Annotated in this window: 17 protein-coding genes; 12 read left to right on the plus strand and 5 right to left on the minus strand. The window is 63.9% G+C overall.

The window, feature by feature from the left end; all coding sequences use genetic code 11:
* Window positions 1-31 precede the first annotated feature (31 nt).
* The 8 genes from Y88_RS10910 to Y88_RS10945 all read left to right on the plus strand — a co-directional run bounded on the left by Y88_RS10910 (window position 32) and on the right by Y88_RS10945 (window position 9,841).
* Entirely contained in the window at window positions 32-1,546 is a 1,515-nt protein-coding gene (locus tag Y88_RS10910) for a replicative DNA helicase (RefSeq protein WP_008069171.1), read from the plus strand.
* A 132-nt stretch (window positions 1,547-1,678) separates the two neighbouring features.
* A complete protein-coding gene (rpoZ, locus tag Y88_RS10915; RefSeq protein ID WP_008069173.1) occupies window positions 1,679-2,023 on the plus strand; it encodes a DNA-directed RNA polymerase subunit omega in 345 nt (114 codons plus the stop codon).
* A gap of 258 nt (window positions 2,024-2,281) precedes the next feature.
* Window positions 2,282-4,840: a helicase-related protein gene (locus tag Y88_RS10920; protein ID WP_018075690.1), complete on the plus strand. Its 2,559-nt coding sequence runs from the start codon at window positions 2,282-2,284 to the stop codon at window positions 4,838-4,840.
* Window positions 4,840-5,142: an RNA-binding S4 domain-containing protein gene (locus Y88_RS10925; protein WP_008069179.1), complete on the plus strand. Its 303-nt coding sequence runs from the start codon at window positions 4,840-4,842 to the stop codon at window positions 5,140-5,142. Before Y88_RS10920 ends, Y88_RS10925 begins: the two co-directional genes overlap by 1 nt.
* An 84-nt stretch (window positions 5,143-5,226) precedes the next feature.
* The gene (gene fdxA / locus Y88_RS10930) at window positions 5,227-5,565 is read left to right on the plus strand and encodes a ferredoxin FdxA (RefSeq protein WP_008069186.1); all 339 of its coding nucleotides are present in this window, start codon (window positions 5,227-5,229) and stop codon (window positions 5,563-5,565) included.
* Window positions 5,566-5,974: 409 nt separating this feature from the next.
* Window positions 5,975-6,499, plus strand: a complete 525-nt coding sequence (locus Y88_RS10935; RefSeq protein ID WP_018075691.1) for a CarD family transcriptional regulator — start codon at window positions 5,975-5,977, stop codon at window positions 6,497-6,499.
* A 105-nt stretch (window positions 6,500-6,604) separates the two neighbouring features.
* On the plus strand, window positions 6,605-7,321 hold the full coding sequence (locus Y88_RS10940) for a GIN domain-containing protein (RefSeq protein ID WP_157403864.1): 717 nt from the start codon (window positions 6,605-6,607) through the stop codon (window positions 7,319-7,321).
* A gap of 177 nt (window positions 7,322-7,498) precedes the next feature.
* Window positions 7,499-9,841 carry a TonB-dependent receptor gene (locus tag Y88_RS10945; RefSeq protein ID WP_008069192.1) on the plus strand — a complete coding sequence of 781 codons (2,343 nt, stop codon included), beginning with the start codon at window positions 7,499-7,501 and terminating at the stop codon, window positions 9,839-9,841.
* A gap of 70 nt (window positions 9,842-9,911) precedes the next feature.
* Here the strand turns inward: Y88_RS10945 and Y88_RS10950 are convergent, their stop codons facing one another.
* Window positions 9,912-10,874 carry an L-threonylcarbamoyladenylate synthase gene (locus tag Y88_RS10950; protein WP_008069196.1) on the minus strand — a complete coding sequence of 321 codons (963 nt, stop codon included), beginning with the start codon at window positions 10,872-10,874 and terminating at the stop codon, window positions 9,912-9,914.
* Between the two features lie 51 nt (window positions 10,875-10,925).
* On the opposite strand from Y88_RS10950, the gene Y88_RS10955 reads away from it, so the two are divergent.
* The gene (locus tag Y88_RS10955) at window positions 10,926-12,647 is read left to right on the plus strand and encodes an acyl-CoA dehydrogenase family protein (protein WP_008069198.1); all 1,722 of its coding nucleotides are present in this window, start codon (window positions 10,926-10,928) and stop codon (window positions 12,645-12,647) included.
* Between the two features lie 9 nt (window positions 12,648-12,656).
* Window positions 12,657-13,478, plus strand: coding sequence for a DUF815 domain-containing protein (locus Y88_RS10960; protein ID WP_008069200.1), 822 nt, complete (start codon window positions 12,657-12,659; stop codon window positions 13,476-13,478).
* Window positions 13,479-13,541: 63 nt separating this feature from the next.
* Here Y88_RS10960 and Y88_RS10965 read toward each other — a convergent pair whose 3' ends face one another.
* Window positions 13,542-15,005, minus strand: coding sequence for a PQQ-dependent sugar dehydrogenase (locus Y88_RS10965; protein ID WP_232281036.1), 1,464 nt, complete (start codon window positions 15,003-15,005; stop codon window positions 13,542-13,544).
* A gap of 148 nt (window positions 15,006-15,153) precedes the next feature.
* Here Y88_RS10965 and Y88_RS10970 point away from each other — a divergent pair, with 148 nt between their 5' ends.
* Both Y88_RS10970 and Y88_RS10975 read left to right on the plus strand, forming a co-directional pair.
* The gene (locus tag Y88_RS10970; protein ID WP_026166920.1) at window positions 15,154-15,642 is read left to right on the plus strand and encodes a GAF domain-containing protein; all 489 of its coding nucleotides are present in this window, start codon (window positions 15,154-15,156) and stop codon (window positions 15,640-15,642) included.
* A 150-nt stretch (window positions 15,643-15,792) separates the two neighbouring features.
* Window positions 15,793-16,284: a hypothetical protein gene (locus tag Y88_RS10975; RefSeq protein WP_008069205.1), complete on the plus strand. Its 492-nt coding sequence runs from the start codon at window positions 15,793-15,795 to the stop codon at window positions 16,282-16,284.
* A 10-nt stretch (window positions 16,285-16,294) separates the two neighbouring features.
* On the opposite strand, the gene Y88_RS10980 is transcribed toward Y88_RS10975, so the two are convergent.
* The 3 genes from Y88_RS10980 to Y88_RS10990 form a co-directional block, all read right to left on the minus strand.
* The gene (locus tag Y88_RS10980) at window positions 16,295-17,449 is read right to left on the minus strand and encodes an acyl-CoA dehydrogenase family protein (RefSeq protein WP_008069206.1); all 1,155 of its coding nucleotides are present in this window, start codon (window positions 17,447-17,449) and stop codon (window positions 16,295-16,297) included.
* Window positions 17,450-17,530: 81 nt separating this feature from the next.
* Window positions 17,531-18,532, minus strand: a complete 1,002-nt coding sequence (locus Y88_RS10985; RefSeq protein ID WP_008069211.1) for a ParB/RepB/Spo0J family partition protein — start codon at window positions 18,530-18,532, stop codon at window positions 17,531-17,533.
* Window positions 18,529-19,305, minus strand: coding sequence for a ParA family protein (locus tag Y88_RS10990; RefSeq protein ID WP_008069213.1), 777 nt, complete (start codon window positions 19,303-19,305; stop codon window positions 18,529-18,531). Before Y88_RS10990 ends, Y88_RS10985 begins: the two co-directional genes overlap by 4 nt.
* Between the last annotated feature and the right edge of the window lie 11 nt (window positions 19,306-19,316).

Below are 19,316 nucleotides of genomic sequence, written 5' to 3' on the forward strand. Positions count from 1 at the left end.
TCCTGTCGCAGCACTGGGGCACATGAAAGGGATGTCAGCGAGCAATGCCATCCTCATGCGCGAACCGGAAACCACCCGATCGCTTCCCGCCAATGTCGAAGCCGAAGCCGCCTTTCTGGGCGCGGTGCTGATCGACAACCGCATTCTCGAGGAAATGACCTGCCCGCTCAAACCCGAGCATTTCTTTGCCGCGGTTCACGGACGGGTTTTTTCCCGCATCACTGCGCTGATCGACCGCAAGGCCGTGGTGACCCCGGTCACGCTCAAGCCCTATTTCGAAAACGACGAAGGGCTCAAGGAACTGGGCGGGATCGCCTATCTCGCCCGCCTGACCGCCGACGGGCAGGGGCTGCTCGCCCCGCGCGAACTGGCGCAGCAGATCTATGACCTCGCGCTCCTGCGCGAACTGATCAATGTCGGGCGCACGCTCGTCGAAAAGGCGATGGACACGAGCGAAAGCGTCTCGCCGCTCGACCAGATCGGCCTTGCCGAAGCCTCGCTCTATGCCGTGGCCGAAGGCGCGCAAGCCGGCAGCGAAGCGCAAAGCTTCGGCACCGCGACCCGCACCTCGCTCGAAATGATCGAAAAGGCGCTGCTGTCGGGCGGCCACATCTCGGGCAAGACGACCGGTCTTACCAGCGTCAACGAGAAGATCGGCGGCCTGCACGATTCCGACCTTATCATCCTTGCCGGACGTCCCGGCATGGGCAAGACCTCGCTCGTCACCAATATCGCGTTCAACTCGGCCGACCGGTTGCGCCGCGATCTCGAGGACGGAATTCCGGTCAAGGATTCGGTCGGGGCGGCCGTCGCCTTCTTCAGCCTGGAAATGAGCGCGGACCAGCTGGCGACGCGTATCCTTGCCGAACAGTCGGGGATCAGCTCGGAAGCGCTGCGCATGGGCCGCATCAGCCGCGAGGATTTCCAGCAGCTGTCCTTTGCCAGCCAGCGCCTTGCCGAACTGCCGCTCTATATCGACGACACCCCCGCCCTTACCATCGGGGCGCTGCGCACCCGCGCCCGCCGCCTGAAGCGCCGCCACGACGTCGGCCTCATCATCGTCGACTACCTGCAGCTGCTGCAGGGGTCGGGCCGGTCCGACAACCGCGTCAACGAAATCTCGGAAATCAGCCGTGGTCTCAAGACGCTGGCCAAGGAACTCTCGGTCCCGGTGATCGCCCTGTCCCAGCTTTCGCGTGCGGTGGAACAACGCGACGACAAGCGGCCGATGCTGTCCGACCTTCGTGAATCAGGCTCGATCGAACAGGACGCCGACATGGTCTGGTTCGTGTTCCGCGAAGACTATTACGTCGCGTCCCGCGAACCCAAGCGCCCGATGGAAGGCGACGATGCCAAGCTGCACGAAGCCCATGCCGCCTGGGCTGCGGAAATGGAGCGCGTCTACGGTCTTGCCGAACTCATCGTCGCGAAACAGCGTCACGGTTCGACCGGCAAAGTCCGCCTGCGCTTCGAGGCAAAGATCACCCGATTCTCCGACCTTGCCCCCGATGCACTGGGCGCGCACAGCTATGACGACGACGAGTGATACGCTGATCGCCATGGCGATCGCCATGGGCGCCCACCGCACGAAAACGCGGATTTTCTTGACTCTGCGCGCCGGTCGCCATAATGGCCCGCGCTTAATCTCCTTTCCCGGTTAGCTTTACGGAGTGCCCTGATGGCGCGCGTTACCGTCGAAGATTGCGTCGACAAGGTTCCCAATCGTTTTGATCTCGTGCTGCTGGCTGCAGAACGCGCCCGCGCGATTTCCGGCGGTGCGGAACTCACTCTCGATCGCGACCGCGATAAAAATCCGGTCGTCGCCCTGCGCGAAATCGCCGAGGAAACCGTCCGTCCGGCGACGCTCAAGGAAAACCTGATCCAGTCGCTGCAGCGGGTCCAGCCCGATGACGACGATCAGGTCGACGAAATCGGTTCGCTGTCGCAGTCGGCCGAAGCCCTGCGCATCACCGCTGCCGCACCGGTGCGCAACACCTCGCTCGGCGCCGATTACGACGGCTGATACGTTTTGGCCGGACAATGCCCGATGGGCATTGTCCGGCTACGGCACCGGCCCTCTCCCCCACCCGACCACCCATAGGGTACCATCGTTGGGTGGCCGGGTGGGGGAGAGGGCCGGTGCCGCAAAATCCGTCTGAGACGGATTTTCAAAAAAGCCAGCGTCGCTGCACTGCAACACTGCGCCAGAATTCTGTGGGCGCCGGGGATAAATTCCCGGCGCCTGCTTGTGTGTGTGCCTGGCACACGCCACATTCGACGCATGGGCAGTCAGCCGTTCAAGCCGAGCGACCGTCGCGGCGAAGCACGCGGGAACGTCCGCGCCGTGCTGGGTCCGACCAACACCGGCAAGACTCACCTCGCCATCGAACGCCTTTGCGCGCACAGTTCGGGCGCCATCGGATTTCCCCTCCGGCTGCTCGCACGCGAGGTCTATGACCGCGTCGTCGCCATCAAGGGCCCCGCGCAAGTCGCTCTGATCACGGGCGAAGAACGGATCGAGCCAAAGAACGCACGCTGGCTGCTCTGTACTGCCGAAGCCATGCCCCAGCGTCCCGATCTCGCGTTCGTCGCGATCGACGAGGCGCAACTCTCCGCCGATCCCGAACGCGGCCATGTCTTCACCGATCGCCTGCTGCACACTCGCGGGCGCGAGGAAACGATGATCCTGGGTTCGGCAACGCTCGAACCGATGATCCGCGCTCTCGTTCCCGAAGCCGAGGTCATCAGCCGTCCGCGCTTTTCGACGCTGTCTCACGCGGGTGCGAAGAAACTGTCGCGCATCCCGCCGCGCAGCGCCATCGTCGCCTTCAGCGCCGAACAGGTCTATGCCATGGCCGAAATGCTGCGGCGGTTCCGCGGCGGCGCGGCGGTGGTCATGGGCGCGCTCAGCCCGCAGACCCGCAATGCCCAGGTCGCCATGTATCAGGCCGGCGAAGTCGATTATCTGGTCGCCACCGACGCCATCGGCATGGGCCTCAATCTCGACGTCCACCACGTCGCCTTTGCCGGTCTTTCCAAGTACGACGGCCATCGCCAGCGGCGACTGACCACGGCGGAAATGGCGCAGATCGCCGGACGCGCGGGCCGCCATCACAAGGACGGCACCTTCGGCACGCTGGCGGGGCTTGCCTCGCACAGCCCCGAATTCACCGACGATGAAGTCTATGCGATCGAGGAACACCGCTTTCCCCCGCTCACGCGCCTGTTCTGGCGCGAGACGGATTTGCGCTTTGCCTCGCTCGACACCCTGATCGAAGATCTCGGGAGCCCGCCGCCGCGTCCCGAACTCGCCAGCCCGCCCGAGGCGATCGACCTTGCCGTGCTGCGCCTGCTCGCTGCCGATGGCGCGGTCGCGGACACGGTTCGCGGCCTTGGATCGGTGCGCCGGTTCTGGCAGGTCTGTTGCCTCCCCGATTTCCGCCAGCAGGGGGCCGAAACCCATTCCCGCTTCGTCGCGCGCCTGTGGCAGGATCTGCGCAACGGCTATCTCGGTGCCGACTATGTCGCGCAGGCGATTGCCCAGCTCGACAATCCCTCGGGCGACATCCACACCCTGCAAGGCCGGATCGCCGCGATCCGCAGCTGGGCCTATATCGCCCAGCGCCCCGACTGGGTGCTCGCGCGCGAGGAAATGGCCGCGCGCGCAAGAGCTGTCGAAACCCGCCTGTCCGATGCTCTCCACGCCCGCCTGACCGAGCGTTTCGTCAATCGCCGCACGACCGTCCTGATGCGCAAGGCCGGGGCCGATGCGGGATTGTTGCCGGTGCGCCTCGGCGAATCCGGCGCAGTCATGGTGGACGACGAACCGATCGGCCATCTTGCGGGCTTCCGCTTCGTCGTCGATCCGCTGGCCCGGGCTGCCGATCGCAAATTGCTGCTCGCCGCTGCCGAACGCCATCTGCCCGGCCTGCTTGCCGAACGGGCAGCCGCGCTTGTTGCGGCCTGCACCGATCCGGAAGGTCTTACCCTGAACGACGCCCTCGACGGCAAGGGGCTAGTCTGGATGGAATGCGTGGTGGCCCGGCTCGAAGCGGGCAAGGCCGTGCTCGAACCCCGCCTGCGTCTCGATCCCTCGCTCGACCGCCTTGCGCCCGCGACACGCGATGCGGTTCGCGACGCACTGACCCGATGGTTTGCCGAGCATTGCGACAAACCGCTCAAGCCGTTGCGCCGCCTTGCCGAAGCAAGCCAGGCGAGCGAATCCGGCCCCTATCTGCGCGCCTTGCTGCTGCGCATGGTCGATCGTGGCGGCGTCCTTGCGCGCGAGGAGGCCGATCTCGACCGGCTCGATTCCCGGCAACGCGACGCCTTGCGACACCTTGGCGTCAGAGTCGGCGGACTCGATCTTTTCCTGCCTGCCGCCCTGCGTCCGGCGCCAATGCGCCTGTGGCTCCACTTGGCCGCATTGGCCGGGCTAAAGCCGCAAGCGCCGCCCGATATGCTGCCGCCGATCGTTGAAAACCGTGTCGCGCCCGTCGGCTATCGCCGCCTCGGCAAACAGGCCTTGCGCGTCGACCTCGCGGATCGGCTGCTGCAGGAGGCCCATCGCCACCGCCTGCGCGCGCCGGGACGACGCGTGTTTCTCGATCCGGCACGGGCCCGGTCGATGGGGCTGACGACCGCGTCCTATGCCGCCCTTTTGCGGGCCGGAGGATTTCGCGTGACCATGCCGCAAGGCTTGCCCGAAGGCGCCTGTGGCCCGCTCGCGCCACCCTTGTGGGACTGGCGCCCGCCCCGCCCTGCCCCTGTTCCGGCCCGTGCCCCGGCACCGGTTCCGATCAACGGCGCCTTTGCCGCACTTGCCGAATTGCTGCGTTGATGGCGAGCCTGTCCCAGCCCGCGCCGGGAATCCGCATCGACAAACTGCTGTGGTTCCTGCGCCTCGCTTCCACCCGCACGTTCGCACAGGAATGGGCAGGCGAAGGCCATATCCGTCTTAACGGACGCCGGGTCGAACGTCCGAGCGCCACGGTGCGCGCGGGCGACATTCTTGTCTTGCCGATGCGCACTGCGGTCAAAGTGATCGAAGTGCTCGCAATTCCAGCCCGCAGAGGCCCCGCGACCGAGGCTCAAGCATGTTATCGGGTGGTAGAACCGACCGCTCGAAGCAATGAGGCGTGAAGGCAGGCTTGACGGGCAGCCCCACTCGCCTCTAGCACGGCGCGCAACATTGACCGACCGAAGACCTGAGGAACACTCGACACCATGACCTATGTCGTCACCGAAGCCTGCATCAAGTGCAAGTTCATGGACTGCGTGGAGGTCTGCCCAGTCGACTGCTTCTATGAAGGCGAGAACATGCTGGTGATCAATCCCAGCGAATGCATCGACTGCGGCGTCTGCGAACCCGAATGCCCGGCCGAAGCGATCCTGCCCGATACCGAAAGCGGTCTGGAACAGTGGCTTGAACTCAACGCCAAGTACTCGGCCGAATGGCCCAACCTGACCGCCAAGAAGGACGCGCCGGCCGACGCCGACGAGCACAAGGGCGAAGAGGGCAAGTTCGACAAGTACTTCTCCGCCGAACCCGGCGAAGGCGATTGATCCACCTTGACGCCGATGCGGGCTATGGTTCCTGGCGGAATCCCGGCCCGCAAAACGGCGTAAGGTAAGCGGACCGACCCGTCGGCACCCTGTGTGCCGATGGTTTTTGCGCGCATTGTTGCAAAATTGGGCACTTTGCGCGGGTCGGGCCACTGGAAATTTTATTACAGACTTGCTATATCCCGGTGCAAGCGCCGGACTCGCCCTTTTGCATCCGGCGTCTTGCAACACGAATCAGGCAGGACAATCGGCAAACGGATCTCTGGGCTTCGCAAGACCGCGCGTAACGACGGTTGTTTGCCGGACCTCTTCCCCAAAGGGCCCGGGATATATTTTTCGCCCCCGTTGATGCGTCGGGGCGCCCAGCTTCCGACACCGTTTTCGTTTCTGCCGCGCGAAAGGACTTGCAATGGCAGCCAAGGCTCTTGCCTTCGATGTTGGGGACTACGTCGTTTATCCTAAGCATGGTGTCGGCCGGGTGGTCGAACTTCAAAATGAAGAAATCGCAGGAATGAAGCTGGAGCTCTATGTGCTCCGTTTCGAAAAAGAACGCATGACCCTGCGCGTTCCGGTTAACAAGGTTGAAGCGATCGGGATGCGCAAGCTGTCGTCGGACAAGACGCTGCGCGAAGCTCTCGACACGCTCAAGGGCAAGCCCAAAGTCAAGCGCACCATGTGGTCGCGCCGCGCCCAGGAATACGAAGCCAAGATCAACTCGGGCGATCTCGTCGCGATTGCGGAAGTGACTCGCGACCTGTTCCGCGCTGATGATCAGCCGGAACAGTCCTATTCCGAACGCCAGATCTTCGAAGCGGCTTCCTCGCGCCTCGCCCGCGAACTCGCGGCGATGGAAAAGACCGACGAGCCCGCCGCGCTCAAGAAGATCCTCGTGATCCTCAACGAGCACGCGCCGAAGTACTACGAAACCGTCTGATCCCTTTCGTAGCACCAACAAAAAGGGCCGCCGGGCGACCGGTGGCCCTTTTTGTTATCCGGATTTCCTCGTAGCGAATGGGTCAGGATGCCCAATTTCTCCCAAATGCGCCGCCCTTGCGCCGTACTCGCCCCTCTCGCGCTCGCATTGGCCGGATGCGATTCCCCGTCGGTGTCGATCAACGGCCGCGACGGCGTCACGCTCGACCGTCTCGATCTTTCCGGCCACGCGCCTTCGGAAATCACCCTGCTCGGTCCCGACAATGTCCGTATCGTCCATGGAGACCGTTTCGACATTCGGATCGAAGGACCGGACACCGCGCGCAAGGCGTTGCGCTTCGTTCTGGCCGACGGACGGCTCGGGATCGGGCGCATGCCCGACAGTGGCGGCGCGGGCCTTGCGACGATTTCCATTTCCGATCCGGTCGTCGATCACCTCATCGTCGCCGGGTCCGGCACGATGTCCAGCGATCGCCTGTCCGCGCCCGCAGTCGGCGTGACCATCGGCGGGTCGGGACGGATCGCCACCGGAACCATCGCGACCAGGCATCTCGACATCGAACTGCTCGGATCGGGGAATGTGACCGGAAACGGTCATGCCGACACCCTTGCCCTCAATATGACCGGCAGCGGGAATGCCGACCTTGGTGGTCTGCGCGCCGAAACGACCGCGATTGCCCTGACCGGATCGGGAACCGGCGTGATCGGCAGTGGCGGTGAAGTGACCGGATCGATCACCGGCAGCGGCACGATGACCGTTCGCGGCCATGCCCGTTGCACCGTTGTCGTCACCGGAAGCGGCCGCATCGCCTGCGAACCGTGATCTTTCCGCAACAATCGGTGATCGAAGTGTGCCCACAATACCCCTGATCGGGCCGGAATTCAGGCTTTCGCGTTGCGCACGCCTGAATTCCTGTTACTTTTTTGTTGCATAAGAAACCGCTCAAAATGCGGCAAAAACATAAGGCTCGGGAGGGGGCCCAGCAATCCAGGGGGATTCATGAAGCAGCGCGTAAAAACGTCGCTTGCCGTCTCAACGGCGAGCAGCATTGTCCTGTCCGTTCTTGCCGTCGGCATGCCGGGCATTGCCCACGCCGAAGCGCCCGCAGCGGCCACGGCTCCGGCCACCGCAGACAGCGAAATCATCGTCACCGCCACCCGCCGCTCGGAAAAAGCGCGTGACGTGCCGATCGCGGTCACCTCGATCTCGGCCGAAAAGCTCGACGTGATCAATGCCAGCGGTCTCGACATCCGGTTCCTGTCCTCGCGCACGCCGAGCCTTCAGATCGAAAGCTCGTTCGGCCGTACGTTCCCGCGTTTCTATATCCGCGGCCTTGGCAATACCGACTATGACCCCAACGCGGCACAGCCGGTTTCGGTGGTCTATGACGACGTCGCGCTCGAAAGCCCGATGCTCAAGAGCTTCCCGGTCTTCGACCTTGCCACTGTCGAAGTTCTGCGCGGACCGCAGGGCACGCTGTTCGGCCGGAACACCCCCGCCGGTGTGGTCAAGCTGAACTCCGCGAAGCCGACCGACAAGCTCGAAGGCTTCGGCTCGGCCGAATGGGGCACTTATGACACCGTGAACCTTCAGGGCGCACTCAACGTGCCGCTGGGCCACGGCTTTGCCGCGCGCATCTCGGGCATTTTCCAGCACCGCGACAACTGGGTGACCAACACCAATTACGGTCAGGCCGGATCGGTCGCACCTGCGAACCTTGAAGGCTATTCGGACTACGCCGGTCGCCTGCAACTTTCCTACACCTCGCCCGACGACAGCTTCCACGCGCTGCTCAACGTCCATGCCCGCGGCCTTCAGGGCAGCCCGCGCCTGTTCCGGGCCGGGATCTTCAAGCAGGGCAGCAACAATTTCGTCGACGGCTTCAATCCCAATTATGCCAGCGTCGACGGCTTCTCGAGCCAGACGATGGGTCAGTGGGGCATCAATCTCCACCTCGACAAGCATTTCGACGGTATCGGGACTGTCTACTCGATCACCGCCTATGAACGCGCCCATGTCGAATCCACCGGCGACATCGACGGCGGCTCGAACTACACCTACCCGCCGCTGGGCCTGAACAACGCGCTGTTCGCCGACAACACCGGCGGCAACACCCGGCCCAAGGAATTCAGCCAGGAACTGCGCTTCGTCAGCGACGAATTCAACGGGATCCGCCTGCAGGCGGGCGCCTATGTCTTCACCCAGAAGCTGAGCTACGACGAATTCGACTATACCCGCATCTGCAGCACGACCTGCGGCTACACCTCGCGGTTCGAAGGTCTGGACCAGAACATCCAGCATGACGACCGCAACGCCAACTACGGCATCTACGGTTCGGGCGAGTACAAGATCGGTCGCCTCAGCCTGCGTGCGGGCGTGCGCTATTCGCATGACCACAAGCGCGACACCGTCTGGGGATATTCCTCTGGTCTGAGCGGCGTCTATGCCGCTGCCGGTCTGGTGGAAACCGCCCCCAACGGCAACGTCTATTCGGCCCTCGCGCCCACCACCGCATCGGTTTCGGGCGGCTATGTCACCTGGGACGCCAGCGCGACTTATGCGCTGACCAACAAGATCAATTTCTATACCCGCGTGGCGACCGGTTACCTCGGCCCGGCGGTGCAGGACCGCGTGACGTTCGGTTCGATCCAGACGACCGCCGGCAAGCAGACCACGCTTTCGGTCGAAGCCGGTTTCAAGGGCAGCCTGCTTGACCACAAGATCAATTTCGCAGTCGACGGGTATTGGAGCCGCACCAAGGACATGACGCTGACGGCAGTCGGCGGCGTCGGCAACTCGGCGGCGCTGGTCACCGTGCCGCGCGTCTACGGCAATGGTGCGGAAGCCGAATTCGACGTCAAGCCGATCAAGGGCCTGACCATTTCGGCCAGCGGCAGCTACAACTTCACCGTGCTGCGCGCTCCGGGCGTCGGCATTCCCACTTGCGGTTCGGGCATGTGCACCGTCACCGATCCGACTGTGAACGGCCTTGCGCAGATCGACGGCAACTCGCTGCCGCAGGCGCCGCGCTGGGTCGGCAACGTCAACGTCTATTACGAAGTGCCGGTGTCGGCGCGCGGCAAGGTGTTCTTCAACACCGACTGGGCCACGCGCAGCTCGATCAACTACTTCCTTTACACCGCCAAGGAATTCAACGGTCGCGCGCTCACCGAAGGCGGTCTGAAGGTCGGCTATCGCCGTGACGACGGTCTGGAAATCGCGTTCTTCGGACGCAATATCCTCAACCAGATCCGCGCGATCAGCGCCATCGACTTCAACAACCTCACCGGCATGATCAACGACCCCCGCATCTGGGGTGCCTCGCTGCGCAAGTCGTTCTGAGGATTACCTGCGATGATACCGGGCCCCGCCCTTGCCGCTCTAGGCAAGGGCGGGGCTTTTTTGTGCCCGGTCAGGGAACAGCCGCACGGCGCAGGCGGTCGTTGATCGCTTCGCCGATGCCCTCTCCGGGAATCGCCGCAATCGCGATCCGGGATTGCGGCGCGGCGGCCCCGGCATGGAGGCATGCGTAAAGGCGCGCGGCCGCTTCGGCCGGATCGCCGCTTTCCGACAGGCTGACATCGCCCTTCACGGGGCCAAAGCCGATCATGAATTCATCGGCCTCGGGCGCATCGGCACCGAGCCGGACGGGTTTTCCGGGCGCATAATGGCTGGCGAGTTGTCCGGGGGCCTCGATTCCCCCGCGCGCCATCTCTTCATTTTCATGGCCGAGAAGCGCGGCAAGCGTTTCGCGATCGATCGGACCGGGGCGCAGAAGCGTCCATCGCCCCCCCGGGCGAACTCCGACTATAGTCGATTCCAGCCCCCTCGCGCAGGTGCCTCCATCGAGAATGAGGTCGACGCGATGCCCCAGAGAAGAAAAAACATGGTCCGCTGTGGTAGGACTTACCCCCCCGCTGCGATTGGCCGAAGGGGCCGCCAGAGGCACCCCGGCAGCCTCGATCAGGGCCCTCATCACCGGGTGCGCGGGGCACCGCAAGGCGACCGTGGGCAGGCCAGCACTGACCGCTGCGCTCAATCCCGCGTCCTCGCGCCGGGGCACGACCAAGGTCAGCGGACCGGGCCAGAAGGCTTCGATCAGCTTGCGTGCCGTAGCGTCAAGATGAGCAAGGCGTTCAGCACCGGCAATATCCGCGACATGAACGATCAACGGATTGAAGTCGGGTCGCCCCTTTGCGCGATAGATCCCCGCGACCGCTTCATCGCGATCCGCACGGGCGGCAAGACCATAGACAGTCTCGGTCGGAACCGCGACCAGACCTCCCTCGCGAATGACTTCCGCAGCCCGGACGATTGCAGGGCCAAGCGCATTTCCTTGCGCAACGAGACAGTTGGAGGACTTTATCGGCGTCATATCCTGTGGCTATAGGACATCGACGAGGCTGCTTGCCAAGGAAAACGACGCATGACTTTCATTGCTCCCACTGCTGATCAGGTTCTCGCCATGCGGGTCAACGCCGGTATCGAAGAGATCGCCCAGAGCGAACGCTTCGCTGCCGCGACCCCCGATCTCGTCGAAGCGATTGCCGAAGGAATCGGCCAGCTTGCCGCGGGCGAATGGGCCCCGCTCAACCGCATCGGCGATACCGAAGGAGCCAAGTGGGACGATGGCGTGGTCACGCTGCCCGCCGGTTACGCCGAAGCCTATCGCGCCTTTTTCGAACAGGGCTGGAACAGCATTTCCGGCTCGACCGACTTTGGGGGACAAGGCCTGCCCTTCACGCTGGCGACCTGCATTCTCGAAACGCTGGGCGCTGCCAACATGGGCTTCACTCTGCTGCCCATGCTGACCGTCGGCGCGATCGAGGCGATCGATCATCACGGCAGCGACGCGCAAAAGGCGACCTATCTTGCCAAGCTGATCTCGGGCGAATGGTCGGGCACCATGAACCTCACCGAACCGCAGGCCGGTTCGGACGTCGGCGCCCTGCGTTCGACTGCCGCGCCGATCACCGAAGGCGAACACGCGGGCAAGTACCGCGTCAAGGGCACCAAGATCTTCATCACCTGGGGTGAACATGATCTGGCCGAAAACATCGTCCATCTCGTGCTGGCCCGCACCCCGGGCGCTCCGGCGGGAACGCGCGGCATTTCGCTGTTCATCGTGCCCAAGTACCATGTCCTGGCCGATGGTTCACTCGGCGCGCGCAACGACGTGCGCTGCGTGTCGATCGAACACAAGCTGGGCATCCATTCCTCGCCGACTTGCGTCATGTCGTTCGGCGACCATGACGAATGCATCGGCGAAATGGTCGGCGCCGAATTCGGCGGGCTCAAGGCGATGTTCACGATGATGAACTCCGCCCGCGTCAATGTCGGCAACCAGGGCGTGCAGATTTCCGAAGCCGCCCTGCAAAAGGCGCTGTCCTATGCCCGCGACCGTATCCAGTCGCCCCGCGCCAGCAGCGGCGACAAGACCCCGGTCGCGATCATCGAACATCCCGACGTGCGCCGCACGATCATGCGCATGCGCGCCCTGACCGAAGGGGCCCGCGGGCTGCTCTATTACACCGCAGGTCAGATCGATCGCGGCACGCTGGGCGACACGGACGCACAAAAGCGGGCCGAAGTGCTCGTTCCCCTGCTCAAGGCCTGGGGTACCGACACCGGTTGCGAAGTCGCGACTCTTGGCGTTCAGGTCCACGGCGGCATGGGCTTCATCGAGGAAACCGGCGCAGCCCAGTTCTATCGCGATGCCCGCATCGCCCCGATCTATGAAGGCACCAACGGCATTCAGGCTGCCGACTTCGTCACCCGCAAGCTCGGCTATGACAACGGCGACGTGGTCAAGGCGCTGCTTGAAGACATCGTTGCCGACTGTGCGGAAAGCCCGGAACTGGCGAGCCTTGCCCGCGACGCGCTGGCAATCGCGGCATGGATGGCCGGTGGTGACGCCAGCCTCGACGACAAGCTGGCCGGATCGGTGCCTTTCACCACGATGTGCGCGGTCGCCGTCGCCGGATGGCAGCTCGTCCGTCAGGTTCAGGCCACCGGCTCTGCCGAAAAGGCCGCGATCACGCGCTTCTTCAACCGCACCATCGTTCCCGAGGCACGCGGTCTGGGTGCAGCGGCCATGGCCGGTGCGGCGCTGATCTACGAACTCGATACGGCGGCACTGGTCGGCTAAGACACCGGCATGTCCGAAAAGACCGTCCTGCTCGCCCGCATCGCCGATGCACTCGAACGTCTGGCACCGCCCCCGGCGGTGCCGACCGACTGGCTCGCCCACCCGGCTTATGTCTGGATGGGCGAGACGGCCCGGGCCGTTCCCGTGCTCGAAGCGCCCGCCCTTGCCCTGATCCTGGGCACGGAGGCGCAGAAAGAAGCGGTCGTGGGCAATGTCGAGCGCCTTGCCGCAGGGGCATCGGCGCACGACATGCTGCTTTGGGGCGCACGCGGCATGGGCAAATCGGCCCTGCTGCGAGCCGCTGTCGCTTCGGCGGCGGCGGCACACCCCGGGCGGATAGCACTGGTTCAGGCCAATGCCGATGCCAGCCTGTCGACGCTCTTTGCCGCCTTGCGCGGCGTACCGCGTGCCTTCCTCGTCTTCATCGACGATCTCGGTTTCGATTCACGCGATACCGAAGGCCCGCGCAAGCTGCGCTCATGGCTCGAAGGCGGGGTGGAAGCCCGGCCCGCCAATGTCCGTCTGGCGGTGACGTCAAACCGCCGCGCGATCGTCGAACGCCACATGAGCGAGCAGGACGATCCGATCAATCCGCGCGACGTCGTCGACGACCAGCTCGCCCTCGCGGACCGTTTCGGTCTCAGCCTCGGTTTCCATGCCTGTTCGCAGGACGATTATCTGGCGATCATCTCGGGCTATGCCGCGCACTACGGGCTCGATTTCGATCCCGCCGACGCGCTCGAATGGTCCAAGCGGCGAGGCGCCCGTTCGGGCCGCGTCGCCTGGCACTATGTCGCCGAACTGGCCGGACGAGCCGGACGCGCAATCTGAATTCCGCTCGATATTCAGATCACAATGCGAAAAAGGCCCCTCGCGAGAGGGGCCTTTTCATTTTCATTCCATCGGCTTGATCAGGCCCGACGTCTCATCCTTCCGGATCGAGAAATGCTCGGGCATCTTGGGCGGCGGCGGCGCTTCGCGAGAAGCGATCGGCACGATCGCTGCGGCCGGTTGCGCCCCCGGCGCGACCACGCGCCAGACTGCTCCCCCGACATCATCGCTGACCAACAGCGCCCCGTCCTTGGCAAAACTGACCCAGACCGGACGGCCATGGGTCTTGTCCTCGCCCTTGAGGAAGCCGGTCAGGACCGGCACAGGGGGCGCAGGCAGGACATTGCCGTGATCGTCGAATGCCACGAAAACGACGTCATAACCCGACAGCGGATGGCGGTTCCACGACCCGTGGCGAGCAATGAACGCGCCGCGGGCAAAGCGGGTCCCCAGAAGATTGCCCCCGCGCGCAAAGGCCAGCCCCAGCGGCGCGACATGGGCGCCGAGCGCATATTGCGGCTTGCGCACGAAGTCGGTCAGGTATTCCGGCATCGGTTCCTGAACCCGCCAGTCGGGGGTCTTTTTCCAATAGACCCACGGCCACCCATAATGCGCACCCACCGGCACGTCGGTCAGGTAATCGGGCACGAGATCGGACCCGAGCATGTCGCGTTCGTTGACGACGGTCCACAAATCGCCGGTGTGCGGGTTCCAGTCCATGCCATTGGGATTGCGCATCCCGGCGGCGAACTGGCGCACGCCATGCTTGGTGAAATCATATTCGAAAATCGACGCGCGGTCCTTTTCGGCGTCGATGCCGTTGTCGGCAATGTTGGTCGCCGAACCGATCGAAATGTAAAGCTTGGTGCCATCCGGGCTGAGCAGCAGATTGCGCGCCCAGTGTTCGCCGCCGACCGGCAGGTCCATCAGCTTGTCCGGCTTGCCCGACAAGGCGGTCTGGCCGGGCTGGAACGCCCAGGACACCACCGCATCGTTGTTGGCGACATAAAGGCGCCCGTCGCGCCAGGCCATGCCGAAGGGGGAATTGAGCGCCGGATTGGTCATCACGAAACGCTGGTCGGCGACCCCGTCGCCATTGCTGTCGCGCAGGACGACGATCTTGTTGGGCGAAGGATCCCCTGCCCCGGCCTGTCCCATCAGGATACCGGCGATGAACCCGGTCAACCCGCCCGAACCGGCCGAAGGCGGGGCATTGGTTTCGGCGGCAAGGACGTCGCCGTTGGGAAGAACGAACAGCGTGCGCGGATGTTCGAGGCCATCGGCAAAACGCGTGACTTTCAACCCGGCGGCAGCTTCGGGTGTTTCCCCGGCTTGCCACCCGATCGGCTTGGCAATGCCGACGGTCGGGAATGTCTGGGGCTTTGCCTCCACCAGCTTGGGATGGGGGCCGGTGGTCTGGACCAGCGAAACTTGCGCGGTGTCGCCGTGCAGCAGCCAGGCGCCACCGCCGATGACGACGACTGCCCCGGCGCCGAGGCCGATCAGGATCTTGCGAAGGGTGCTCATGGCGCGCGAACCTAGAGCATCATGCGAAAGGGTGGGAACCGGTTTTTCGCAAAAACGACGGGCAAAACCCGCCGGTCCGAGGCGATCGACGACAAGGGTGGCCATTGCCCCCATATTGCCGCGCGGAAAAATCGCCTATCAGGGCGTCATGTTCGAATTTTCCGCCACGCCGGGGCAGGACAAGCCCACGCTCTATCGCGAATTGACCGAAGCCGCGCTCGCGCTGACCGAGGGGGAACGTGATGCCATCGCCAACATGGCCAATCTCGCATCGCTGATCTGGACTTACCTTCCCGATCTCAACTGGGCGGGCTTCTATCGCCTCGATCCCGGCAAAGACGAACTCGTGCTCGGGCCCTTCATCGGCAAACCGGCCTGCATCCGCATTCCGCTCGGCAAAGGCGTCTGCGGAACCGCCGCATCAAGCCGGGAGACCCAATGCGTGGCCGATGTTCATGCCTTTCCCGGCCATATCGCCTGTGACGCGGCCAGTCGCTCGGAACTCGTCGTTCCCGTTCTGCGCGATGGCATAGTTCTGGCGGTGATCGATCTCGACAGCCCCCTTCCCGCGCGGTTCGACGCCGAGGATGCGGCGGGTATCGAAGCCTTTGCAGCCGCCATCGCGCCTCGCATCTGAATTTCGCGCCCCGTTTCGGGACGCGCACAACGTAACGGCCGCGCGCATCCGGCTTTGTTTTCGAGCCGTCATGATGGTAAATTTCCGGTAAACAAACGTCGGTCCCGCCTTCATGGCCCGGACCGACGGTACATTGTCCGGGAACCATCGATGCCGCTGATCCGCTCTGTCGTCACTCTTGCCCTGCTCACCGGCTTTGCGCTGGGCTCTTCGGCACAGGCGGCGGACAAGGCGCCCCCGCCCGATGCGCCAATCGCTGCTCCTGCTCCTGCTCCCGTCCCCGGCACACCGCCTCAGCCGGGCTGGATCTGGCAAGGCGTGTGGCAGGACGGGCGCTGGAGCGGGCAATGGATTCCGGCTCCCGCTTCGCCGCCGCCTGCGGCACCTTATGCCCCTTCGGCCTACGCGCCCTCACCTTATGCGCCCCCGCCTTATGCCCCCTCCCCTTACGCTTACGCGACGGCGGGCAGCCCCTATGGCAACTACGTCTACGTTCCAATGGGATACACGCTGGTCCCGGTACAGCCCGCCAAGCCGCAGACTTATACCGAGACCGTCACTACCGAATATGTCGACGTGCCCCGCCATCGCGTGATCCGCGCCAAGCCACACAAGGACAAGCGCGTCTACACCGGTAACTGATCGTTCCCGATCAGAGTTTCCGGCCGATCAGTTCCTTCATGATCTCATTGGTGCCGCCGAAAATGCGGGTGACGCGTGCCCCTCGCCAGGCACGGGCGATGGCATATTCGTTCATGTAGCCCGCGCCGCCGTGAAGCTGGAGGCATTTGTCCATCACCTCCCACTGCAATTCGGTATGCCAGAGCTTGGCCGCCGCCCCTTCTTCCGGCGTCAGTTCCTTGCGCAAATGGCGGGCCAGCGCCCAGTCGAGATGAGCCCAACCGACTTGCAGCTTGGTTTTCAAGTCCGCGAGCGTGAAACGGGTGTTCTGGAAATCCAGAATCGGCTTGCCGAACGCCTTGCGCTCCCGCGTGAAGGCAACCGTATCGTCAAAGGCTCGCTGCGCCGAAGCCTGCGCGCTGACCGCGATCGACAGGCGTTCCTGCGGCAATTCGCTCATCAGATAGATGAAGCCCTTGCCTTCTTCGCCCAGACAATTGGTGATCGGCACTCGCACGTCGTCGAAGAACAATTCGGACGTATCGGCTTCGTCCTGCCCGATCTTGTCGAGATTGCGCCCGCGTCGAAATCCCTCGCGCGTGGCTTCGACAAGCAGGATCGAGACCCCTTTCCAGGCGGGCTCGATCGCGGTGTCGGTCTTGCAGCAGACCAGGATCAGATCCGCGTTCTGGCCATTGGTAATATAGGTCTTCGACCCGTTGAGGACGTAGTGATTGCCGTCCTTTTTCGCAGTCGTACGCATACCCTGAAGGTCCGAACCCGTGCCCGGTTCGGTCATCGCAATCGCCGTGACCACTTCGCCCGAGACCAGTTTGGGAAGCCAGGTGCGCTTCTGCTCTTCCGAGCCGTACGACACGAGGTAATTGACGACGATGTCCGATTGCAGCGAAAATCCGGTGGCAACGCGGCCGTTATAGGCGCTTTCTTCGTCCACGATGGCATTATAGCCGAAATCGAGGCCCAGCCCGCCGTATTCCTCGGGAACCGTCGGACAGAGCATGCCGAGCGCGCCCGCCTTGGGCCAAACCGACTTGGGCACGATCCCGTCTTCGGCCCATTTCGCGCCGTTGGGTTCGATTTCATCCTGCAGGAAACGACGCACCGTCTGACGGAACGCCTCGTGATCCGCAGTGTAGGCACTGCGGGGTATCTGGTCGAGCGACATGGCTCCTCTCCCGGTTCCAGTTATCTTTGTGCAGACGAAACCAGAACCGGGGGACCCGGTCAATCAAAATTAATTGAGTAGTTAAATTGCTCCGCCGGTCAGCCGCTGGCAAATGAGATCAAGCTGATCGAGCGTCTTGTAGCGGATCGTCACCGTGCCCGTGCGCGGATCAGCGTCAGCGCTGATCGTGACTTTGAGCCCGAGGAATTCTTCCACGTGGGCTTCGACCGCCGCGATGTCCGCCGATTCCCCCGGCGAGCGTTCGGCGCGGGCCTTGCGCGGTCCGCTGCTTTCGGGACGATTGACTCGCTTGGCGAGCTTTTCAGTCTCGCGCACGGACAGGCCCTTGGCCACCACTTCCCGCGCGGCCTCCACCGGATCGGGAAGCGTCGCCAGGGCACGGGCATGCCCCATCGACAGCTCTTCGCGTTCGATCATGACCAGCACTTCCTCGGGCAAGCCGAGCAGGCGCATGATATTGGCGACATGGCTGCGCGACTTGTCGACGAAGTTGGCGATCTCTTGCTGGGTCAGTCCGTCGCGTTCGGAAAGGCGCTGATAGGCGCGCGCTTCTTCGACCGGGTTGAGATCCTCGCGCTGAAGGTTTTCGATCAGCGCAAGAGCAGTCACTTCCGTTTCGTCGAGTTGACGGACGATCGCGGGAATTTCGTGAACCCGCGCGCGCTGCGATGCGCGCCAGCGGCGTTCACCGGCAACAAGCTGATAGCGGTTGGGACCGATCGGGCGAACGACAACGGGCTGGATCACCCCGCGTGCCGCGATCGACTGCGCCAATTCATCGAGCGCCGCTTCGTCGAAATGACGGCGCGGCTGTTCCGGGTGCGGCTCGATCTGCGCCACCGGCAAGAGCATCAGGCCCGAATCCGCACGACCGACAATGACGACCCCGCCATCGGGCGAAGGCGCGGAAGGCACCGGCGCTGCATTGGCCGCCTCATTAGGCGTCCGCACCACGGCTTCCTCACGGCGGGTTTCGCCGAGCAAGGCGCCAAGGCCACGCCCGAGCGCGGCACGGCGCGGTGCCGGCTTGTTGGCCTGGGGAACCGTGGTGTCGCTGCTCATGCCGCTTTCCTCTGTTCGGGCAGACGCGTGAGGATCTCGCGCGCCAGTTTCATGTAAGCCTGCGATCCGGCGCAGGAGTGGTCATAGATCAGCGCCGGAACGCCATGGCTGGGTGCTTCGGACAAACGCACGTTGCGCGGAATGACCGCCTCGAACACCAGTTCGTTGAGGCAGGAACGGACGTCGTCCGAAACCTGTTCGGTCAGGCGATTGCGGCGATCGTACATGGTCAGCACGACGCCCAGAATGCCGAGGTCGGGATTGAAGCGTTCCTGCACGCGCTCAACCGTCTGCAAGAGCTGGCTCAAACCTTCGAGCGCGAAGAATTCGCACTGCAGCGGCACCAGCAAGGTATCGGCTGCCGTCAAGGCATTGAGCGTAAGCAAGCCCAGCGAAGGAGGGCAATCGACCAGACAGATGTCATGCACAGTGTCTTCGGACAAGGCCGCCCGCAGACGTCCGGTGCGGTTCTCCACGCTGACCAGTTCCACTTCTGCACCCGACAGGTCGACGGTCGCGGGAAGAAGATCGAGCCCGGGGATACGGGTCGCCATCGAACAATCGGCAACGGAAGCCCCATCGATCAGGAGATCATAGGACGATCGTTCACGTTCGGCCGCGCTGACACCTAGCCCGGTCGATGCATTGCCCTGCGGATCGAGGTCAGCCAAGAGGACTTTCCAGCCGGTGGCGGCCAGCGCCGTCGCGACATTGATAGCGGTGGTGGTCTTGCCCACGCCGCCCTTCTGATTGGCAATCGCAATCGTAATCATCGGTGCGCGCC

This window comes from Novosphingobium nitrogenifigens DSM 19370 (genome assembly GCF_000192575.1).
GTDB classification, from domain to species: domain Bacteria; phylum Pseudomonadota; class Alphaproteobacteria; order Sphingomonadales; family Sphingomonadaceae; genus Novosphingobium; species Novosphingobium nitrogenifigens.